A 20,144-nucleotide genomic window follows, 5' to 3' on the forward strand; every position below is an offset into this window, starting at 1 on the left:
GCGCTCAGCCGCTGTCTTCCGTGCCGGACAGCGTTTCTGGCTTGCCCATGAACAGGTTGTTGATGGACTCGCACAGCGTCGGGTGGGCCAGCGTGGCGTCGCGGAGGTCCGCGCCCCTCAGGCCGCCCATCATCGCCAGTTGCAGGGCGCTCATGACCTCGCCGCCCTCGTGGCCCAGCACGGTGGCCCCCAGCAGCAGGTCCGTGGCGTCGTCCACCACCGCGCGCATCAGACCCGCCGTCTCGCCGGTCTCGATGGCGCGGGCCACGCTGGACATCGGCAGGGTGTAGATGCGGGTGGGGCGGCCCAGCTTCCGCGCCCCCTGGCGGTCCAGGCCCACCCGGCCCAGTTGCGGATCGGTGAACAGCGTGTACGGCACGGGTCGCCCGCCGACCTCGCGCCCGCTGCCGCGCAGCAGGGCGTCGCGCACGATGCGGTGGTCGTCGTAGGAGATGTGGGTGAAGGCGGGGCCGCCCTTGACGTCGCCCAGCGCGTAGACATTCTCGGCGGCCCGCAGATGCCCATCCACCTGAATCTCGCCGTGCTGGCCCAGTTTCGCGCCCGTCGCCTCCACGTTCAGCCCAGAGGTGTTGGGCGTGCGCCCCACCGCCACCAGCAGGTGCGAACCCGTCAGGGTCTGCGTTTCACCGTCCCGACGAATCTCCAGCGTGATCTCGTCGCCCTCGCGCTGGGTCTGGAGAGCCTCCGCGCCCAGCAGGAAGGTCACGCCCTCGTCTTCCAGCACCGCTTGCAGCGCGTTGGCCACATCCTCATCTTCATGACTCAGCAAGCGTTCGCCGTGTTCTACCACCGTCACCCGGCTGCCCAGTCGGGCATAAAGTTGCGCGAATTCCAGGCTGATGTAGCCGCCGCCCAGGATCAGCAGGTGCGTGGGCAAGTCGCGCAGCAGCAGCAGGTCGCGCGAGGTCATGGCCCCCACGTCCTGCACGCCCGGCAGGTCCGGCATGCGCGGACTGGCCCCCACGTTGATGAACACGTACTCGGCGCTGAGCTGCCGGGTGCCGCCGTCGTTCAGGGTGACCTCTACCTGCCGCACGCCGGTAAACCGCGCCTGGCCGTCCAGCAGCTCCACCCCGGCCTTCAGGACGCCCGCGCGGCTGCCCTCGCGGAAGTCCCGGACGATGCCCTGCACGCGGTCCACGATCCCGTTCAGGTCCACCGCTACCGGCCCGGCGCTGACGCCCAGCGCCCCCGAGCGGCGGGCCACATGCGCGGCGCGGGCGCTGGCGATCATGGCCTTGGTGGGCGTGCAGCCCTCGTTGACGCAGGTGCCGCCCACATGCTCGCGCTCGATCAGCGTCACGTGCCAGCCCGCCCCCGCCAGCGCGCCCGCCAGCGGCCCGCCCGCCTGCCCCGCCCCGATGACCAGCGCCGTGGTGGCCGGGGAAGGCGAATTGGAAGGGGGACTATCCGGGATATTCGTCTGGGTCATGGCAGCTCCTGGTGGGCCGTGCTGGGATAGATCTGGGCCAGCAGGTGTACGCCAGCGGATCTGAAAAGGTTCAAAGCGCCGGTGGGGTCAGGGGTTCCCAGAGCACTCTTGGGAGGTGGACGAACCCTCCTTTGGGGGGCAGCGTTCCCTTTCCACGCCTCCCTGTCTGGCACAGCGCCGCAACCCGGCACCAGCGGGCGGGGGAGAGGACGGGACGGGCGCAGTCGGTTCCCACGCCGATGCAGGATAAAAAAATCTCAGGTATTGCATGCAGCGGGTCCGCCGCTGAATGGCTCCCTCACCCCAACCCTCTCCCGCAGGGGGAGCGGGAACGGCATGCTGATGCGGTCGTCTCACCGTGATTTTATCGGTCGAGCGGCGGCAGAGATCTGTGCCCCTCCTCGCCTGCCCGTCAGAAAACCCTATTGCCGCGTTCAGCGCACGCTACAGGTGAATTCCGGCGTGGCGCGGCACACGATGACCGTGTCCTCCCGGACCTTGACACGCACCAGCAGGGTCTCGGTGCGGGCGGCGGGGTCCGGTGGCACAGTCTTGATCGGCACCACATTGACGCCGATCACGCCGGGGCGCACCCGCAGGCGCAGGGGCGTGATGCCGCCCTCCTGCCTCTCGATCAGCACGCGGGCGGGTACGTCGCTGTCCACCCGCAGGCCGCCGGTCTCGGGGCGCAACTGTGCCGTGACGCGCGTGGTGGTGTCCGGCCCGACGCTGACCCGCTGTGACACGGTGTCGAAGCCGCCGTGGGCCACGGCCACCGTGACCTGGCCCTCGGGAACGTCGCGCAGGATCAGGGGGGCGCTTCCCACCCGCCGTCCGTTGACCCGCACCTCCGCGCCGGGCCGCGAGGCGGTGACCTCCAGGGTGCCGAAATTCACCACCCGGTAGACCGTGGTGGCCACCGTGTAACTTCCGGCGGGCCGCCCAGCCGCCGCCGCCTGCACCACGCGCGCCACGTCGTCCAGCGAGCGTACGCCCGCCGCCGCGCCCAGGTCCAGCGGGGACAGGCTGCTCACCGTAAAGACCTGCGTGAACCCCTGTGTCCCCGGTAGCGCCACCGTGACAGGCGTGCCTGCCGGGACCGCGCCCACGGCGATCACCTGCGCGCCGCCGGACTGCGGCACCAGCACCGCCGTCACGAAGGCGGGGCGGTCGGTGCGGAGGTGCAGGGCCGATGGGCCGGGTGGGCGGTACAGCCCGTCCTCGCCGGTGACGGCCTGCACGGGCGCGGGCGTCAGGGTGGCCTGGACCTGCACCTGGGCCTGCGGCTGCGCCCGCAACGGCGCGGGCACGCAGGCGCTGAGCAGGCCGGTCAGGAGCGCACCCACCAACAGACGGACAACGCGGCTTTTCATGGCTACAGCATAAAAGATTGCCGCCCGGCAATACGGCGGCAGGACACCAAAAAACTGACCCCGGGCCAACCTGGGGTCAGTTTACGGGGGTCAGCCCATGACAGGTGAGATCAGGGCAGGCGCTTCATGATGGACTGGAGGCTGGCGCTGTCGGCCCAGGCCATGCCCTTTTCCACGTACATGCGGGTCATGTCGGTGTCGCCGCGTTGCAGGGCCAGGTAGGCCAGCTTGGCGGCGCTCAGAGACGCCCACTGCTTCTCGGTGTCGTTCAGGGTGCCCAGGCGCTCCCAGGCGTTGTAGGCGTTGATCCACCACTGGGTCTTGGTGTAGAGCTGCGCCAGGTAAGCGTTGTAGTCGCGGTTGCTGGCTTCCATGCTGGCGGCGTAGTACGAGTGGTCCACGGCGGCCTTCCACAGCGTGCGGTCGTAAAAGGACACCGGGTAGGCCACGTCGGCCTGCACGGCGTATTCCTGCGCCTTGGCGTAGTTCTCGGCGGCGCTCATCGAGGCCGGTCCCATCATGTCCATGGTGGCGGGGGCGGGGGTGGTGTCCTGCGCGGCGGCCAGGCCAGTCAGCGCAAACGCGGTCAGCATGAGAATCTTCTTCATAACGTCAGTCATCTTAGGCCGTACCCTGGCAGGCGTCCACGCCCCTCCCCCCCTATTCACCGTTGCGTAAAGGCAATGTAAAGGAGCTTACCTTCAGATGAGGATCCCTCTCGGTCACCCTGCCCGCACACCCGCCGCCCTGACCCCCCACCTGCTGACCCTGGGCCTGCTGTGCGCTGGCGCGATGTTCTCGTCGGTGCAGGCCCAGACCGCGCCCTCTGCCAGCCCGCCCTCTGCACGCCCGCCTGCCGCCAGCCCGCCCAGCGCCGCCCAGCCCAGCGCCGCCCAGCCCAGCGCCGCCCAGATTGCGCCGCAGTTCAGGCCGCCCACCATCGACTGGACCAGGGAAGCGCGCGTGATCTCGGGCGTGTCGGTGGCCCCGGGCGGCGACCTGGTGTTTATCGGCAGCGACGCGCGCATCCACCGCACCGACGCCGGGGGCAGCGAGCTGTGGAACTACGCGGCGGGCGATCTGGGCCGCGCCTACCCGGTCATCACGCCGCAAGGGGGCGTGATCGCGGCCAGTTACGACGACTCGGTCTACGCGCTGGACACGACGGGCAAGCTGCTCTGGAAACTGCGGCTGGACGGCGACATCTTCGCCACGCCCGCGCTGCGCGCCGACGGCAGCGTGATCGCCGCCACAGCAGGCGGCACGGTCCACGCCCTGAGTGCGGCGGGCAAGACGCTGTGGACCTTCAAGGCGGGCGCGCCGGTGTTCAGCAGTCCGGCCATCGCCGCCGACGGCACCATCTACCTGGGCACGCAGGGCAGCCAGCTTCTGGCACTGACCCCGGACGGCCAGCTCAAGTGGAGTTTCCGCGCCGGATCGCTGGTGTTCAGCAGCCCGGCCATCGACGCGGCGGGCAACATCTATTTCGGGTCCAGTGACCGCAAGCTGTACTCGCTGGACCCGGCGGGCGCGCTGCGCTGGACCCGGCAGACCGGGCTGTTCGTGAATGCCAGCCCCATCGTGACCAGCACCGGGCTGGTGGTGGTGGGCAGTTACGACGGCCAGGTGTACGCGGTGAAAACCGACGGCCAGGACGCCTGGACCTACGTTGCCGGGTCACCCGTGGCCGCCCCCGCCGCCGAACTCAGCGACGGCACGGTGGTGGTGCCGGACCTGAGCGGCACCCTGCATGCCATCAGCGCGGGCGGGCAGCCGCTGTGGCAACTGCGGACCGGCAAGAAGATGGATCTGGGCGTGACCGTCAGCGACGCCGGAACGCTGTACTTCGTCACCGAGGGCGGCGGTCTGAACGCCGTCCGGGGGCTGCGCCCGCTGGCGGTGGGGCCGTGGACCACCTTTCACGCCCTGCCCAGCGCCGTGGGCCGCGCGCCCAGCGCCGGGGAACTTCAGGCCGCCGCCCAGGCCCGCAAGGGGGCCGCCAGCGCGGTGCTGAGTGCCCTGACGCCGCTTGCACCTGTCGCCACTGCACCCATAGCAACGGGGCCGACGGCCATTACTCCGCCTGTGCCCATTTCGCCTGCGCCCACTCCTGCGGTTCCCGCTCCCCCTGCGCCCACCGCGCAGGTTCCGCCCCCGAGTTCGGCAGCCCCAGCCCCAGCCTCTGCCTCTGCCTCTGCCTCTGCCCCAGCCCAGCCTGTGCCGCTGCTGACGCCGCAGCAGCAGGCCATCGTCGCCGCCGGGGTCGCCCGCGCCGACGGCGGCCAGATCTACCTGCCGCTGGCCGCCAGTGCCGGGGCGCTGAATCTGAGCGTGGGCAGCGTGACGCCGCGCAGCGCCAACATCATGGTGGACGGCGCGCTGCTGGCGGTGACCGTGCGGGTCTTTAACAACGTGCCCTTCGTGCCGCTCTCGGCGCTGGCCGGTCTGCCCGGCACAGCGGCCCGGCTGGACCTGACCCCCGCCCCCGCCGTCACCCTGACCCGCGCGGACCAGGACATCACCTTTCCGATCAGTCTGGTGCAACTGGTGCCGCTGCGCGAGAAGCCCGAATTTCCCGGCGTGCTGCCGAAATAGAGCCGGACAGGACAGGTCCCCACCAGACGGGGGGCGGGAGCTGGAGTCGGCGTCGTCAACGCGCCAGTCTCGCCGCACGGTCACCATTGCGGGCGCGGCGGCCAATGGCGCGGAACTGCCGGTATCCAGCAGGTTCACCGCCTCGCCGCCGTGTCGTGCTTGCCGAGTCGCTGGCGACGGGCAGGCCACCTGAGGACCTGCCCCAGACCCGCACTGACCAGTCACGTCACAGGGTCCCCGGCGCGCTCGGGTGAACACACCGGGGCCAACGCCATGCGTCACGGGATATTTATCACGTCGGTTGGCGACGCGCTGGCTATCATGGTTTCTATGATCAGGACAGATCCGGTTTCCATGCTGGTGGAAAAAATACAGGCGCGGACCGCCAGGGTGGGTGTGGTGGGGCTGGGCTACGTGGGCCTGCCCTTTCTGGTAGAAAAGGCCAAGGTGGGCTTTCAGGTGGTGGGCATCGACCGCAGCCCCGAGCGTGCCGGGATGGTGGCGCGCGGCCAGAACTACATCGGCGACGTGCAAGACGAGGACCTGAGCCGCATCGTGGAGCAGGGGCTGGTCAGCACCACCACCGATTTTGCGGTGGTGCCCGAGCTGGACGTGATCGTGATCTGCGTGCCCACGCCGCTGGACCGCAACCTGACGCCGGACCTGAGCTACGTGCGCAGCGTGACTGCCGAGATCGCCGACCGCCTGCGCCCCGGCCAACTGATCAGCCTGGAAAGCACCACCTACCCCGGCACCACCGAGGAGGTCATGAAGCCCATCTTAGAGGCGGGCGGATTAAAGGCGGGCGTGGACTTTTTCCTGGCGCACTCGCCCGAGCGGGTCGATCCAGGCAACGCGCGCTACACCACCAAGAACACCAACAAGGTGGTGGGCGGCAACGACCCGGTCAGCCTGGAGGTGGCCGTCACCTTTTACCGCCAGACCATCGAGCACGTCGTGCCGGTCAGCAGCGCCAAGGCCGCCGAGATGGTCAAGGTCTACGAGAACACCTTCCGGGCCGTGAACATCGCCCTGGCCAACGAGATCGCGCTGCTGTGCGACCGCATGGGCATCTCGGTGTGGGAGGTGCTGGACGCGGCGTTTACCAAGCCCTTCGGCATCATGCCCTTTTATCCCGGCCCCGGCGTGGGCGGCCACTGCATCCCGCTGGACCCGCACTACCTGGAGTGGAAGGCGCGCGAGTATAACTTTCAGACGCACTTCATCGCGCTGGCGGGCGAGACCAACCGCAAGATGCCCGAATTCGTGGTGGACAAGGCCGCCCGGGTGCTAAACGGGGCGCGCAAGGCGCTGAACGGCTCGCGGGTGCTGCTGCTGGGCATGGCCTACAAGAGCGATCTGGACGACTACCGCGAATCCCCGGCGCTGGAGGTCTACCGCCTGCTGCAAGCGTCCGGCGCGGAGGTCTCCTTTCACGACTCCTGGACCCCGGAGGTCAATGAACACGGCGTCCAGGCCAGCGGCGTCGAGTTGACCGATGGGGTCTTGCAGGACGCCGATCTGGTGATCATCACCACCCGGCACAGCGACGTGGATTACGCCAACGTGGTCGAGCAGTCCCAGGCGATTCTGGACACCCGCTACGCCACGCGCGGATTGACCAGCGACAAGGTGACGCTGCTGTGACCCCGCAGACCGCTTCTCCAGGCCAGACCCCTGCGCCAAATACGGACCAGAAACGCTTCGGCCTGACCGGGGTTTCGGGGTATATCGCGCCCCGGCACCTGAAGGCCATCCAGGACACCGGCAACGTGCTGAGTGCGGCCCTCGATCCCTTCGATTCGGTGGGCATCATGGACTCGTACTTTCCAGACGCCGAGTTCTTCACGCAGCCCGAGATTTTTGAGCGCTACCTGTACGACGCGCGCCGCCGGGGCCACCCCGTGGAGTACCTGGGCATTTGTAGCCCCAACTACCTGCACGACCCGCACATCCGCATGGCGCTGCGGGCCGGGGCCGACGCCCTGTGCGAGAAGCCCATCGTGCTGAACCCCGGAGACATCACGGCCCTGAAAGAAGTCGAGGAAGAAACCGGGCGGCGGGTCTGGACCATCCTGCAACTGCGCGCCCACGCCGCGCTGGTACAGGTCAAGGCCGGGCTGAACCCCAGCGCTGGCGGCAAGGCCGAGGTGGACCTGTCGTACATGACCAGCCGGGGAACGTGGTATCTGCGGAGCTGGAAGGGCCGTGTGGACCAGAGCGGCGGCCTGGCCACCAATATCGGCGTGCATTTCTTCGACATGCTGGCCTGGCTGTTCGGCGATATCGAGCGGGTGGAGGTCCACCAGCGCAGCGAGACCGTGTGCGCCGGGTATCTGGAACTGGAACGCGCCCGCGTGCGCTGGTTTCTGTCGATTGACCCCCGCTACCTGCCCCAGGAGCAGCAGGCCAGGGGCCAGCGCACCTACCGCTCCATTACCATCGACGGCCAGGAAATCGAGTTCAGCGAGGGCTTTACGGACCTGCACACCGAGGTCTACCGCCGCACGCTGGCGGGCCAGGGCTTTGGCCTGGACGACACCTACCAGGCGATTGCCACGGTGGCCCAGATTCGCAACCAGCCGGTCGTGAGCGCCGCACCCGATACGCGCCACCGCTTTCTGGGGGCCTGAGATGACCCGCAACGATGCCCAGGGCAAACCCTGGTGGAAACACGACAGCGCCTGGGTGGACGACGGCGCGCAGATCGGCGATGGAACGAAAATCTGGCACTTCAGCCATGTCATGGGCGGCGCGGTGATCGGCGAGGGCTGCTCACTGGGCCAGAACGTCTACGTGGCGAATAACGTCACCATCGGCCAGGGCGTCAAGATTCAGAACAATGTCAGCGTCTACGAGGGTGTGGTGCTGGAGGACTACGCCTTTTGCGGTCCCAGCATGGTCTTTACCAATGTCCGCACCCCGCGCAGCGAGTTTCCGCGCAACAGCAGCGCCGACTACACGGTGACGCGGGTGGGGCGGGGGGCCAGCATCGGTGCGAACGCCACCGTCGTCACGGGCGTCACGCTGCACGAGGGCGCGTTTGTCGCGGCGGGCGCAGTGGTCACGCGCGACGTGCCCGCCTTTACCATCGTGGCCGGGGTACCCGCGCGGCCCATCGGTTACATGAGCGCGTGCGGGGACCGCCTGGACTTTGCCGGAGCGGACACCGTGACCGATTCGGCAGGCCACACCTACCAGAAACTCAGCGACACCGAAGTCAGGAGGCTCATGTGACCGCCACCGCAACACCACAGATTCCCATTCTTGACCTGAAACCCGAGATCGACGAGCTGCGCCCCGAGATCATGGCGGCCATCGGGCGCGTGCTGGACCGCAGCGATTTTATTATGGGCGAGGACGTGCATCTGTTCGAGGCCGAAGTTGCCGCGTACCTGAATGTGAAGCACGCCATCGGCGTCAACAGCGGCACCGACGCGCTGGTGATCGCCCTGCGCGCCCTGGGCATCGGCCCCGGCGACGAGGTGATTACCACGCCGTTTACCTTTTTTGCCACTGCCGAGAGCATCAGCATGGTGGGCGCGAAGCCTATTTTTGTGGACATCGACCCGGCCACATTGAACCTGAACCCGGACCTGATCGAGGCGGCCATCACCCCGCGCACCCGCGCCCTGATGCCCGTTCACCTGTACGGCAACCCGGTGGACATGACCCGCATCATGGAGATTGCCCACAAGCACGGCCTGAAGGTGGTCGAGGACTGCGCCCAGAGCTTCGGCGCACGCTGGCGCGGCACGCAGACCGGCACCATTGGGGACTTCGGGGCGTACTCCTTCTTTCCCAGCAAGAACCTGGGGGCGTATGGCGACGGCGGGCTGCTGGCCACCGACGACGACGCGCTGGCCGACACCGCCCGGATGCTGCGCGTTCACGGCAGCCGCAAGAAGTACCACAACGAAACTGTGGGGTACAACAGCCGCCTGGACACCATTCAGGCTGCCATCCTGCGCGTGAAGCTGCCGCTCCTGGAGGGGTGGAACGCCCACCGCCGCGAGGTGGCCCGGCAGTACAACGAGAGCTTTTCTGGTTTACCGGAAATTATTACACCGACGTTATTTGAGGGACATGTTTTCCATCAGTATACTATCCGCGTTGTCAATAATAATCGCGATGCCTTCCAAGGCAAGTTAGCTGAACTTGGGATAGGTTCTATGATTTACTATCCTATACCTCAAGATGAGCTACCAATATATAAAGGGCTGTTTCCAGTTTTCAAATTCAGCCAAATGGCGGCCAATGACGTGCTGAGTCTACCTATTGGTGGATGCATAAATACTCAAAGCATAGAAGCAACAGTTTCGGCAGTTTACGGACTGCTTCATGCTAAATAGATCAAACTCTTTCAGTAGTATTTTTAAGATTCTAGGCGGTGGCGCACTTGGTCAAGCATTCGGGTTTTTACTCTTACCTTTAATTACTCGCGAATATTCTCCTAGCTCTATTGGTCAGTATGGTATTTATACAAGTATCATTACAGTTTTAGCAATAGTTTACTCCATGAGATACGAATTCGCTATCGGTAGCGCAGTTGATGGAGACGAAGTTTCGATCGTATCTGCGGCTATATGGCTTGCTTTAGCTTGCATGCTTTTATCTTACTTTTTAATCATTATAGGCCACTTCTGCGTACCTAGTTTATTAGAAAACCGCTTTTACGTATACTTTTTGCCGCTGGGGGGATTCTTTGCGGCAATTCTTCAGATATTGTCATTTTACTCTATAAAGTTACAAAACTTTAATTCCATTGCTGCTTCTAAGGGAATATATGGATTTTCAATAGCTATTTTGCAAGCTTTACTCGGCGCATTTTTTCAGTTCAAGGGCTCATTAATTGTATCCCACTCAATCGGCCAAATTTTTTCCGCCATCGTAATATTTCCTAGAATTTTGTTGGCTAAATTGAATAGCCCACTTCACTATATAGGCATACTCGTTAAGTATTCTAGAGCGGCAATATATCTAACCCCTGCTGGTGTAATTAATGCGATGTCCGTGGCCGTTCCGATTTTCGTAATTGGAAGCCGCTTTGGCAATGAATTTGCTGGTATGTTGGCAATATCCCAGAGAGTTTTTGCTACTCCTCTAGACCTTGTGGGGACTAGTATAGGTCAAGTTTTCAGTGGAAAAATTATGGATAGAAAAATCGAAAATTCTGTGAAGATTGCTGATTTCGCTTTATATTCGAGAATTCTTTTGGCGATTGGAGTTCTAACTGTCGGATGTGCAATATTGATGGCGCGTTTCTCTGGTTTATTCCTAGGAGAAAAATGGACTAGCGCGGGTGAAATATTTTTACCCGTTTCCCTTATTTATATAGCCCGCCTGTTTGGTAATACATTTGCTCAATCTGTCGTATTGGCGCGAAAGGAGCGACTTATACTGATAGTTGATATATTCCGCGCAATTGCTATTTTAATGGCGTTTTTACTGGCTAAGATTGAGTTCGTTCAATTAGTACATTTGTATTCCCTAATCATGGTTGGGTTTTATGTCGTAAGTTATTGGCTGGCCTACTCATCAACAAAAGAAGGTGTACTGGAATGATGTACGATGTTTGCGAAATTACCACTATTCACCCTCAGGATGACGCAAGAATACTTAGAAGTATCACTGCGCTTTGTGACAAATATGATAAGATTTGTTTCATAGCTCCATGGAAACGGTCTAACGCAATAGACCCCAAGATTGACATGAAAATGTGGACACTCCCGAATTCAAGAGCCTTAAGATTATTTAATAGTTTAATTGTATTCATTAAAGCCATGAATACGAATACAAGAATTTACCATTTTCACGACCTAGACTTCATTTTATTCGCAGTTCTGCTAAAATATTTGAAGAACAAACCAGTAGTCTATGACTGTCATGAAAATTATCCTGAGGAAATCAAATTTAATAAAAAGTGGATTCCATATTTCATTAGAAATCCACTATCTACTCTAGTTAAGCATGTGGAAAACTGGAGTGTTAGCAAGCTCGGAAATATTATTGTTGTGACGCCATCCCAAGTTGCGAGATTTGAATCAAAATGTTTGAATGTTGCGCTAGTAAGAAACTATTCTAGTATTGATCTTAATAGTAGTTCAAATGGAGATGCAATTGTTTATGTGGGCAGTTTGACGAAGACATATGGATTATATCAGCTAATTGACATTGCGAAGGCGCTCAAGAACGATGGAATCAAAATGTATGTTACTGATAGATTTGTATCTGATGTAGAACGGAAATACTTTATCAGTGAAATTGAAGATAATGATTTGAGTATCGAATTAATTCCCAAGGTTCCCGCTAGCCACATGTCTAAAGTTCTAAAGACGGCTAAAATTGGGTTATCCCCAAGTCAGCGCGCCCCAAATACTGAATTAGGATACCATTCGAAATTGATTGAATATATGGCTTGTGGTTTACCGATCGTAGCTAGCACAGTTAATGCCAATATGTTCGTCCTATCTCATGTACGATGCGGGTTTGCCGTAGAGCCTAGTGATATTGGGGGATATGTGAAGGCTATTCGTGATATATACTACGATAGTGAATTATGTGAAACGTTGAGATCTGCTGGATTTGATGCAGTTGAAAATGAGTTTGATTGGAAGATCGAAAAAAAGCACCTGTTTGAATCTTTCGAAGTTGCGTTAAAAAAATGATCAGGAATATCTATCGTAGAGTCAAGTCAAGCTATATGTATCGAATCCATAATATAAAGGCACCTTCTTCTGGATTCTACATTGGTGGTAGGGGTGTTATATCTAGCGATATTAATGTTGAAGAGTATGTTTATATCGGCCCACGGGCGTATATATGCCCCAACGTAACGATCGGGCGCTATACACTCTTAGGACCGGGAGTATCCATACTCGGTGGAGATCACATTTTCAATAATGTGTCACTACCAACTATATTTTCAGGTAGACCGTCAACTCCTAAGACAACAATCGGGAGGGATGTATGGATAGGATATGGAGTGATTGTTATGGCTGGTGTAACTATAGGTGAAGGTGCAATTGTGGCTGCTGGTTCAGTGGTGACGCGCGATGTACCACCTTACGAAATATGGGGTGGGAATCCTGCGAAACTAATTAAGGAACGCTTTTCGGGTGAAGAAAGGATAAATCACTCTAAGATAATAAACAGTGCTGTTCTAGAGCCAAGATTCGTTGGAAAGAAGTATAAGAATGAAGACTAAAGATGTGTGGGATATTATAACATTTAGTACACTAAGCATATATATGTATTATAATACGTTCAAGTCTCTTATGCCAGATATAATTGATTTAACTCCATTACTACTGTTAATATCAAGTGTATTGATAGTCCAATCTTTCGTAAACTATGGTCTCAACTTAAGACACGCGTTCATATTATTATTTGTCGCAGTCCAAGTTTTTCCAGCGATTTATAATATCACTAATGCCGAGTATAATACAAAATTCGCAAGACTTATGCTGATTACGATCCCCCCTATGTTACTTGCGGCGTCAATCGAAATAGACATCCAAAGAATAAAGATTTTTAGCAAATATTTAAGAATGTATGGATATATTATCTTGGGCGTGTGTTTGTTATACTATTTAACCAATAATGGCGATATTACAAGAGGTGGATTTGATGCTCCGATTTTAGTAGCGCGTTCAATACTGATTTTCGCTTTATTAATGATTCATTCTTCGATACATGGGTACATTAAACCAAAAATAGGTATCCCAATTTCTGTATTATCAATTGGAGTAGCCGTGGTTTCAGGATCAAGAGGCCCACTTGTTGCATTCCTTATCGCAATGCTAATTTTAGTGGCTTCTACTTATCGAAACTCGCGATCTAACAAACTGATGGTTTCTGTCTTATCTGCGTTTATCTTGTCTGTATATCTATTGCCATCTCCATATACTACTCGCTTGAGTAACATCTTGTCTGGTTCGTTAGATGTAAGTTCATTGACTCGCCTCGAAGCATGGCAGGCAGCCGCTTCAGCCTTCTCATCGAACATATTCGGTCACGGACTTGGAAGCTTTTCAAATGAAAATATATACAGCTTACTGGGATACCAGTACATTGCGTTAGCATATCCACACAATTTCTTGTTTGAAGGTGCATATGAAAGCGGAGTGCTATTTTTGGTACTTATTTTTATTACCATAATTGCAATTAGCCTACATTTGGCATTGAATAAGGAGCTTGGTCTCTCATGGATATTTCCGCTTCTGGTATTTTCACTAATTAACGCCTGTGTGAGTAGCGATATACCAGGAAATCGAGAACTTTGGATATTAACCGTGCTGGCAATTCCACGCGGGATTACCTACTTTATTAGATCCCGCGCCTTGTCAATCTAAGTAGATGCGTATTATTTTTAGTTGTAAGAATAGTACATCTTTTAAGTGGCATTAAAAAACAAATCGAGTCACTATCCACAAACACAGGAGAAGTAATGGTATCGACGCACAAAGTGTTAAGAGAAGGTGGTTACCGCACTACCGCCAACCACTATGAAGCGCAGCCAAAATATTCAATCGTCACAGTTGTGTACAATGGCGATAAATATATTGAAGATACAATTCTAAGCGTAATAGCGCAGGATTTTGACAGTATTGAGCATATCATCGTAGACGGCGGATCAACCGATAAAACTGTTGAAATATTAGAAAAATATTCAGACAAGATAGCATATTGGATCAGTGAACCAGATAAAGGAATATATGATGGAATGAATAAAGGCATTGAATTGGCTCAAGGAAAATATGTTGGTATTTTAAATTCAGATGATTACTATGAAAGTTCTACTGTGATTGAAAGAGTTGAGGAAACGTTTCAGGAATATGATCCTAGATGCGTATTCGCGCATGTTAAATTCATAAATCCGATAAACAATAAAACAGTGCGCATCTATAACTCAAAATCTAATCCAGAAAAACTATTCAAGTGGGGATTTATGCCCGCTCACCCTACATTTTTTGCTCATCGAGAAGATTATATAAAGTACGGGCTATATAAAGAAGACTACAAAATCGCGGCAGACTATGAGCTTTTAATACGTTTCTTGTATAGATTCAAATTAACATATAAAAAACTGGACAAAATCATAATAGTAATGCGAATTGGAGGCGCAAGCACTGGAGGGATAAAAAGTACACTACTGCTAAACAAGGAGATAATACGAGCCTGCAAAGAAAATGGAATATCAACCAATTACTTTTTTCTAGCATTAAAATACTTTAGGAAAATTAGAGAAATTGTTCCGTGGATAAATCTGAGAAAATAAATATGTATTGGTCTGACGAACTTGGTAAAGACAAGAGCTTAATTAAAAATAGGTGGATTCGTCTATGAAGCAAACTGTGCTGGTAGTTGGGGCAAATGGTTTTGTGGGCAAAACGGTGGTGCGCGATCTACTGCGCCGGGGCTACGGCGTGCGTGCTGCCGCGAGACAGCCTGTGGGCATTCCTGACGGCGCAGAGTACGCGCCACTGCCCGATCTGACGCAACCTGACATTGCCTGGGGCGATTTGCTCGACGGCGTGGACAGGATCATTTACCTGGCCGCACGCGTGCATGTCATGAACGATACGAACCCGGACCCGCTGGCCGCTTATATGGCGGTCAACCATGACGCGGCGCTAGCACTGGCACAGGCGGCGGCACAGCGGGGTATCGGGCGCTTCGTTTACCTCAGTTCCGTCAAGGTCAACGGCGAACAGAGTATCCGGCCCCTCACAGAGCTTGACCCACCCCAACCGACTGACCCATACGGAATCAGCAAGTTAAAGGCCGAAAACGCTCTGCTGCAACTGGGCCAGGAAACCGGGCTGGCCGTCGCTATTTTGCGCCCCCCGCTGGTGTACGGCCCCGGCGTGAAAGCCAATTTCATGGCCCTGGCGCGGGCGGCAGGCCGGGGGCTACCGCTTCCTATCGGGGCCGTTCAGAACAGGCGCAGCATGGTGTACGTCGAGAACTTGGCCGATCTGATCGCGGTAACGTTGGAGCATCCTGCCGCCGCTGGCGAGGTCTTTTTTGCCTCCGACGGCGAGGACCTGTCCACTGCCGCGCTCACCCGTGGTCTGGCCGAGGCGCAGGGCAGGGCAGCCCATCTGCCGCGCGTTCCCGTGGGTCTTCTGGCGCTGGCAGGCCGGATGACGGGGCGCGGCAACATGATTCAGCGTCTAACAGGTTCGCTTCAGGTCAGCAGCGAGAAGGCAAGGACACGACTGGATTGGACCCCCCCGTATCCCATGTGGCAGGCCATCGCCAGAACGGGGCGCAGCCTGAGTCAGCCCCCAGCGCAATCCACAGAACAGGTCAAAATTCACCTCTCCAGAAGTCAACGGCTGTATTTATCCGCCCGCACCCTGCTGGAAAAGGTTGCGGCCACTGCGGGCCTGATCATTCTGTCGCCTGTCTATCTGCTCCTGACGGTCCTGATCCGGCTGGATTCTCCCGGTCCCGCCCTTTTTAAACAGGAACGGGCCGGACAGCATCACCAGCCCTTCAAAATTTACAAGTTCAGAACCATGCGCTCCGACGCCCCCAATCTGTCCACCGAGGAGATGCAGCGCTCCGGCTTAAAGGTCATCACCCGCCTGGGCGCTTTCCTGCGGCGCACCAGCCTGGACGAGTTGCCACAGCTCCTGAATGTGCTGAAAGGCGAGATGAGCTTTGTCGGCCCTCGTCCTGCCCTAATGACCCAGTATCCCGTGCTGCGCCTCCGAGAACAGGCTGGCGTGGATCAACTGCCGCCCGGCATCACGGGCTACGCGCAAGTTACTGGGCGCGATGATCTTCAGGACGCCGAGAAGGTGGAGCGGGACGCCCATTATCTGCGCCGCGTTGGCCCCGGTATGGATCTCAAAATTCTTCAACTTACCCTGTACTCTGTGGTTAAGGGGACGGGGAACAAGTAACGCCAGAGCTTTAGCAGGCGGATCAGGGCGTTGTGGATGAGGCGCTATCCGGCACAAACTCCAGCCGCCGCACGTTCAGATTCCGGTTGGCAAGTGTCTCGTTATAAGCGTTGCTGACGGTAATGGTCGCCAGATCGGCCTTCAGTGGCAGTCGAACCTGTTGAAAGTTCGATGTTGTCTGCAAAACCTTGACCACCTTTCTCCCTTGCTTGAAGGTCAATATGGGGAAAGCACCATTTCCCTCACGCCCCTGCACCCGCATGGTCAGTTTTCCGGCGGCACAGGGAATCAGGGTCATGGGCATGTCCCGGACTAGGGTGGCAGCGCTGGCCTCGGGATACCAGTTGCCTGCGCTTTCCTTCGGCACGTTCACACTCTTGAAGCCATTGCAGTCAGGCGCAGTCAGCTTGATATCGCGCAACGTGGCAACACGAACATCGGCAAGATAGTAATCGTTAAAAAATCCAAGATAGATACGGCCCGCATGGGGGACGTTGACGCTGGCTGTCCGCTCCTGATTGAAACGCGGAGAAGCAAGAACCGTCGCATCAAGAACGACAGTCAATTGTGGGTCCTCGTCGCCAGCCAGATCGCCGTCTGCTGTAATTTTTAGCGTTCCCGGAGAGCAGAGGTCCGCCTCAATCCAGGCGTCACTGTCAAACTTGAATCCGGTTCCCTGCGGGATGACATAGTTGTCCCGGCGCTGATAACCCGGCTTGAAGATTGGCGGCTGCGTGCAAGCCTCAGCACGCATCGGCGGCACAGACAACTCCCTGACCTGTACGTTCTGCCTCCCCACCATCCCCAGTCCCGCCGCCACCACCACAGGCCCCATTCCCAGCGTCAGCGCCCGCAGCAGCGGCTTCATGGCTGTGTCCCTGTGCCACGTCCCATAGTTTGCCTCACCGCCGCGCCGTCAGCCACAGCAGCGCCGCCCCGGCCAGCACGGCGATCAGGTCCGGGGCGTAGGCGGCCACCACGCCCGACACCGCCCCGTTCTCGCCCATCACCCGGAAGACGCTCCCGGTGGCGTAGTACGCAAAGGTCAGCAGCAACGCCCACACCAGCCCCAGGTCACGCCCGCTACGAAAGGTGAAGACTGCCAGGCTGACCGCAAAAAAGGCCAGCGCCAGGGCGGCCAGCGGCTCGGCGAACTTGAGGTGCAGCGCCGTGAAGTCGGCGGGCGAACGGATGTTCTGCTGGCGGTACAGACTGGTCTTGGCCCACAGCTCGCGCAGCGGCGTGTAGATCGGCTTCAGCTCGCCGCCACCCGCGTCCAGATCGGCCTGCACGTCCTGCACCGGTAGCCTGCCGGTCTGGAAGGTCAGGATGGTCACGGGGCGCGCGTCCTGGTACGTTACGCGGCGGCCATCCCGCAGTTCCAGAACGTTGCTGCCCGGCTCCAGGCGGCCACTGCGGGCGGTGATGACCTCGCGGGGGGGCAGGCCAGCTTGCATGGTCACGATCCGCAGGTCTTCCAGTTCGCCGCCGGGGCCGATCTTACCCACGCTGATGGCGCGGTCCAGGGCGTCGCGCAGCACGATGCGCTGGCCGTCTGTCCCGACGCCGTCCAGACCAACCACGCGCGGGTTGTCGAAGACGATCTCCTGCTTGACCTTGCGCTCCTGCACCTTGGCGCGCGGCACCAGGCCCTCACCCAGCGCAAAGGCCAGCACGGTGACGCCCAGGCCCAGCGCCAGCACCGGCCACAGCAACCGGGTGGCCGGAATCCCGGCGGCCAGCGCGCCCTTCAGTTCCGAATCCGCGCTCAGACGCGACAGGCCCAGCAGCGTGGCGAACATCAGCGCGATGGGCAGGGCGCGGGCGGCGGCTTCCGGCACGTTCAACGCCAGCACCCGCGCCACCAGCAGCGGATTGGCCCCCTTGGCCAGCAGCGGCGCAATGACCTCCTGCAAGGCCGCCAGCACCAGCAGCACGATCACAGCGGCCAGCGCGCCCAGCAACAGCGGCAGGATCTCGGCCAGCACGTAGCGCTCGAAGAGTTTCATGGGTGGCCCTCTGGGGGTCTAAGGGTCCGAGGGTCTAAGGGTCCGAAGGCAAAAAGTTTGAAGCATAGGCTTGTGGGTGGCCCGGCGCGCTCACCCCCGCTGTCCCTGCGGGATGTCTTTTCCCTGAAAGGAGAGAGGACAAGCAGAGCATGAGCTTTTTTCCCATTCCCAGTCCTCCACCGGAAGGAGGGAGGGCCAACAATCCCCGTCCCAGTTGCCCCTGTCCCAGTTACCCCCGTCCCGGTCACCGCAGCCTCCAGGCCAGGCCGCCCGCCAGGAGCAAAAAGACCAGGTTGGGAATCCAGGCGGCCAGGCCGGGGTTCACCGCGCCCGCACCGGCCAGGCCCGGCATGGTGGTCCACAGCACATAGAAGCACACGATGAAGACCAGCACGGCGGCGAAGGCGGCGGCGCGGTTGCGGATCAGCAGGCCCAGCATCCCGGCGGCCAGGGCAAAGACGACCGGGGTGACCGGATCGGCGACGCGGGCGGCCAACTGGAAGGCGTAGTCGCGTCTCCCCTTGCGGCTCAACGTGTCCCCGGCCAGGGCGGCGCGCAGTTCGGCGTTGCTGACCTGCTGGGCGGCGGGCGGCGGCGGGCGCAGGGTGTCGCGTTGTGCGATCACCACATCGGTGGGCGACTGGCGCGGGTTCTGGCCGGGACGGGTGATCCAGGGGGCAAGCAGCGTCCAGGTCTGCTTGCCCGCATCCCAGGTGCCGGATTCCGCTGTGATGGTTTCGTCGCCTCGCTGAACCATCACGCCTTGCAGTTGAGCCACCTGACCATTCTGATCATTCACCACCCGGCCGGCGTGGTATAGCGCGCCGGGCGGCGCGTAGGTGTATTTTTCCTGTTGCGGCGGCGGTGTGGGCTGATCGTAAATGTTGAACCACGCGCGGTCCCAGTTCGCCAGCCCCGCCGGGACCAGGGTGCCCGCATTAAAGTACGCCAGCACGCCCACCAGCGCAAAGGGCAGCGCCAGCGGCCACACCAGACTCAGCGGGCGAATGCCGCTGGCCAGGACGGCCTTCAGCTCATTGTCGCGCTGCATACGGGAGAAGGCCAGCAGGATCGAGAACGGCACCGCCAGCACCAGCGTCTTGTTCAGGCTCTGCGGCAGGATCGATAGAAAGGCCGCCACCGCCTGACTGATCGGCGGGTCGTAAATCAGCAGTTTGCCCACGGTGGTGCTCAGGGCATCGGTCATGAGCAGTGTCAGAAACAGCGCCACGCCCGCCAGATACCAGCGCGCGATCTCGCCGAGTACGGTTCGGGTCAGGAGGGGCACGGGCGAGATTCTAGCGGCCCAGCATGAGGAAGGGGCGGATATAGCGGCGGTGGCGCTCAAATTTGGATGAGCAGTTCTCGGCAGCCAACCTGAACTTCTCCTTTTAATACGGATTCCGATTAAACAGTTTATAATAGAGGGATGAAACCTGCACTCCTCACTCGTCCCCTCGCACATCAAGCGGCTGACTTCTGGCAGCTCTTCGAGACCAGTACCTGTGCCGTCCAGCGGCGCAGAGCGCAATTCTTTGCGCTCCTGGCAGAACGTCGTCCCCTTGCCGAGATTCTGGCGCTGACCCGCTATAGCCGGGTCACGGCCTACTCACTGGTCAATCGGTATCACACCCTGGGTCTGGAGAGCCTCGCGGACGGACGACAGACCAATACTGGTGCGCCCCCTGTCTTGACCGCCGACGAACAGCAGCGTCTTGCTCGTCATCTGCATGAAGATTTTGAGCGAGGGATGGTCTCTGCGGGCAAAGACCTTCAGCACTGGATTCAAATGGAATTC

Annotated in this window: 17 protein-coding genes and 2 pseudogenes; 13 read left to right on the top strand and 6 right to left on the bottom strand. The window is 59.0% G+C overall.

The genetic code is table 11. The annotated features are described in order from the left end of the window. Window positions 1–4 precede the first annotated feature (4 nt). The 3 genes from Q322_RS0103775 to Q322_RS0103785 all read right to left on the bottom strand — a co-directional run bounded on the left by Q322_RS0103775 (window position 5) and on the right by Q322_RS0103785 (window position 3,434). Window positions 5–1,453, bottom strand: a complete 1,449-nt coding sequence (locus Q322_RS0103775) for a mercuric reductase (RefSeq protein ID WP_051668115.1) — start codon at window positions 1,451–1,453, stop codon at window positions 5–7. A gap of 434 nt (window positions 1,454–1,887) precedes the next feature. After that, window positions 1,888–2,826: a PEGA domain-containing protein gene (locus Q322_RS0103780; RefSeq protein ID WP_034417473.1), complete on the bottom strand. Its 939-nt coding sequence runs from the start codon at window positions 2,824–2,826 to the stop codon at window positions 1,888–1,890. A 110-nt stretch (window positions 2,827–2,936) separates the two neighbouring features. Next, the gene (locus Q322_RS0103785) at window positions 2,937–3,434 is read right to left on the bottom strand and encodes a hypothetical protein (protein ID WP_034417475.1); all 498 of its coding nucleotides are present in this window, start codon (window positions 3,432–3,434) and stop codon (window positions 2,937–2,939) included. A 97-nt stretch (window positions 3,435–3,531) separates the two neighbouring features. On the opposite strand from Q322_RS0103785, the gene Q322_RS0103790 reads away from it, so the two are divergent. The 12 genes and pseudogenes from Q322_RS0103790 (at window position 3,532) to Q322_RS0103815 (ending at window position 16,337) form a co-directional block, all read left to right on the top strand. Next, a complete protein-coding gene (locus tag Q322_RS0103790) occupies window positions 3,532–5,421 on the top strand; it encodes an outer membrane protein assembly factor BamB family protein (protein ID WP_245593127.1) in 1,890 nt (629 codons plus the stop codon). A gap of 330 nt (window positions 5,422–5,751) precedes the next feature. Continuing rightward, a complete protein-coding gene (locus tag Q322_RS0103795) occupies window positions 5,752–7,068 on the top strand; it encodes a nucleotide sugar dehydrogenase (protein ID WP_029476092.1) in 1,317 nt (438 codons plus the stop codon). Further along, window positions 7,065–8,054 (top strand): Gfo/Idh/MocA family oxidoreductase, encoded by a 990-nt coding sequence (locus Q322_RS0103800; protein ID WP_051668118.1) that lies wholly within the window; start codon window positions 7,065–7,067, stop codon window positions 8,052–8,054. The genes Q322_RS0103795 and Q322_RS0103800 overlap by 4 nt, the downstream gene beginning before the upstream one ends. A 1-nt stretch (window position 8,055) precedes the next feature. Beyond that, complete coding sequence (locus Q322_RS0103805) at window positions 8,056–8,658, top strand: acyltransferase (RefSeq protein ID WP_029476096.1); 603 nt, start codon at window positions 8,056–8,058, stop codon at window positions 8,656–8,658. After that, complete coding sequence (locus Q322_RS0103810; protein ID WP_029476098.1) at window positions 8,655–9,773, top strand: DegT/DnrJ/EryC1/StrS family aminotransferase; 1,119 nt, start codon at window positions 8,655–8,657, stop codon at window positions 9,771–9,773. The genes Q322_RS0103805 and Q322_RS0103810 overlap by 4 nt, the downstream gene beginning before the upstream one ends. After that, complete coding sequence (locus Q322_RS23045) at window positions 9,763–10,986, top strand: lipopolysaccharide biosynthesis protein (RefSeq protein ID WP_156952862.1); 1,224 nt, start codon at window positions 9,763–9,765, stop codon at window positions 10,984–10,986. Before Q322_RS0103810 ends, Q322_RS23045 begins: the two co-directional genes overlap by 11 nt. Continuing rightward, window positions 10,983–12,089 carry a glycosyltransferase gene (locus tag Q322_RS22195; RefSeq protein WP_084147769.1) on the top strand — a complete coding sequence of 369 codons (1,107 nt, stop codon included), beginning with the start codon at window positions 10,983–10,985 and terminating at the stop codon, window positions 12,087–12,089. Before Q322_RS23045 ends, Q322_RS22195 begins: the two co-directional genes overlap by 4 nt. A 35-nt stretch (window positions 12,090–12,124) precedes the next feature. Beyond that, window positions 12,125–12,289, top strand: a pseudogene (locus tag Q322_RS24885) (hypothetical protein); the annotation flags it as partial. Window positions 12,290–12,376: 87 nt separating this feature from the next. After that, a pseudogene (locus Q322_RS24890) lies at window positions 12,377–12,544 on the top strand (DapH/DapD/GlmU-related protein); the annotation flags it as partial. 340 nt (window positions 12,545–12,884) lie between these two features. Continuing rightward, complete coding sequence (locus tag Q322_RS22200; RefSeq protein WP_162176578.1) at window positions 12,885–13,775, top strand: O-antigen ligase family protein; 891 nt, start codon at window positions 12,885–12,887, stop codon at window positions 13,773–13,775. A gap of 95 nt (window positions 13,776–13,870) precedes the next feature. Next, window positions 13,871–14,701 carry a glycosyltransferase family 2 protein gene (locus tag Q322_RS21540; RefSeq protein ID WP_084147771.1) on the top strand — a complete coding sequence of 277 codons (831 nt, stop codon included), beginning with the start codon at window positions 13,871–13,873 and terminating at the stop codon, window positions 14,699–14,701. Between the two features lie 64 nt (window positions 14,702–14,765). Beyond that, window positions 14,766–16,337, top strand: coding sequence for a hybrid nucleoside-diphosphate sugar epimerase/sugar transferase (locus Q322_RS0103815; RefSeq protein WP_029476100.1), 1,572 nt, complete (start codon window positions 14,766–14,768; stop codon window positions 16,335–16,337). A gap of 22 nt (window positions 16,338–16,359) precedes the next feature. Here the strand turns inward: Q322_RS0103815 and Q322_RS0103820 are convergent, their stop codons facing one another. From Q322_RS0103820 to Q322_RS0103830, 3 genes are all read right to left on the bottom strand, one after another. Then, window positions 16,360–17,205 carry a hypothetical protein gene (locus tag Q322_RS0103820; protein ID WP_029476102.1) on the bottom strand — a complete coding sequence of 282 codons (846 nt, stop codon included), beginning with the start codon at window positions 17,203–17,205 and terminating at the stop codon, window positions 16,360–16,362. Window positions 17,206–17,239: 34 nt separating this feature from the next. After that, the gene (locus tag Q322_RS0103825) at window positions 17,240–18,346 is read right to left on the bottom strand and encodes an LptF/LptG family permease (protein ID WP_029476104.1); all 1,107 of its coding nucleotides are present in this window, start codon (window positions 18,344–18,346) and stop codon (window positions 17,240–17,242) included. Window positions 18,347–18,590: 244 nt separating this feature from the next. Further along, window positions 18,591–19,634: an LptF/LptG family permease gene (locus Q322_RS0103830; RefSeq protein WP_245593128.1), complete on the bottom strand. Its 1,044-nt coding sequence runs from the start codon at window positions 19,632–19,634 to the stop codon at window positions 18,591–18,593. A 141-nt stretch (window positions 19,635–19,775) separates the two neighbouring features. Between Q322_RS0103830 and Q322_RS23790 the strand changes: the two genes are divergently transcribed. Further along, a partial coding sequence (locus Q322_RS23790) for a helix-turn-helix domain-containing protein (protein WP_162176577.1) occupies window positions 19,776–20,144 on the top strand: 369 nt, incomplete at its 3' end.

This window comes from Deinococcus frigens DSM 12807 (genome assembly GCF_000701425.1).
GTDB lineage: Bacteria > Deinococcota > Deinococci > Deinococcales > Deinococcaceae > Deinococcus > Deinococcus frigens.

Bases quoted from the DNA above. Each gene is read 5' to 3' on its own strand.
- Q322_RS0103775 (WP_051668115.1), bottom strand. From the start codon at position 1,453: ATGACCCAGACGAATATCCCGGATAGTCCCCCTTCCAATTCGCCTTCC.
- Q322_RS0103780 (WP_034417473.1), bottom strand. From the start codon at position 2,826: ATGAAAAGCCGCGTTGTCCGTCTGTTGGTGGGTGCGCTCCTGACCGGC.
- Q322_RS0103785 (WP_034417475.1), bottom strand. From the start codon at position 3,434: ATGAAGAAGATTCTCATGCTGACCGCGTTTGCGCTGACTGGCCTGGCC.
- Q322_RS0103790 (WP_245593127.1), top strand. From the start codon at position 3,532: ATGAGGATCCCTCTCGGTCACCCTGCCCGCACACCCGCCGCCCTGACC.
- Q322_RS0103795 (WP_029476092.1), top strand. From the start codon at position 5,752: ATGATCAGGACAGATCCGGTTTCCATGCTGGTGGAAAAAATACAGGCG.
- Q322_RS0103805 (WP_029476096.1), top strand. From the start codon at position 8,056: ATGACCCGCAACGATGCCCAGGGCAAACCCTGGTGGAAACACGACAGC.
- Q322_RS23045 (WP_156952862.1), top strand. From the start codon at position 9,763: ATGCTAAATAGATCAAACTCTTTCAGTAGTATTTTTAAGATTCTAGGC.
- Q322_RS22195 (WP_084147769.1), top strand. From the start codon at position 10,983: ATGATGTACGATGTTTGCGAAATTACCACTATTCACCCTCAGGATGAC.
- Q322_RS22200 (WP_162176578.1), top strand. From the start codon at position 12,885: ATGCTGATTACGATCCCCCCTATGTTACTTGCGGCGTCAATCGAAATA.
- Q322_RS21540 (WP_084147771.1), top strand. From the start codon at position 13,871: ATGGTATCGACGCACAAAGTGTTAAGAGAAGGTGGTTACCGCACTACC.
- Q322_RS0103815 (WP_029476100.1), top strand. From the start codon at position 14,766: ATGAAGCAAACTGTGCTGGTAGTTGGGGCAAATGGTTTTGTGGGCAAA.
- Q322_RS0103820 (WP_029476102.1), bottom strand. From the start codon at position 17,205: ATGAAGCCGCTGCTGCGGGCGCTGACGCTGGGAATGGGGCCTGTGGTG.
- Q322_RS0103825 (WP_029476104.1), bottom strand. From the start codon at position 18,346: ATGAAACTCTTCGAGCGCTACGTGCTGGCCGAGATCCTGCCGCTGTTG.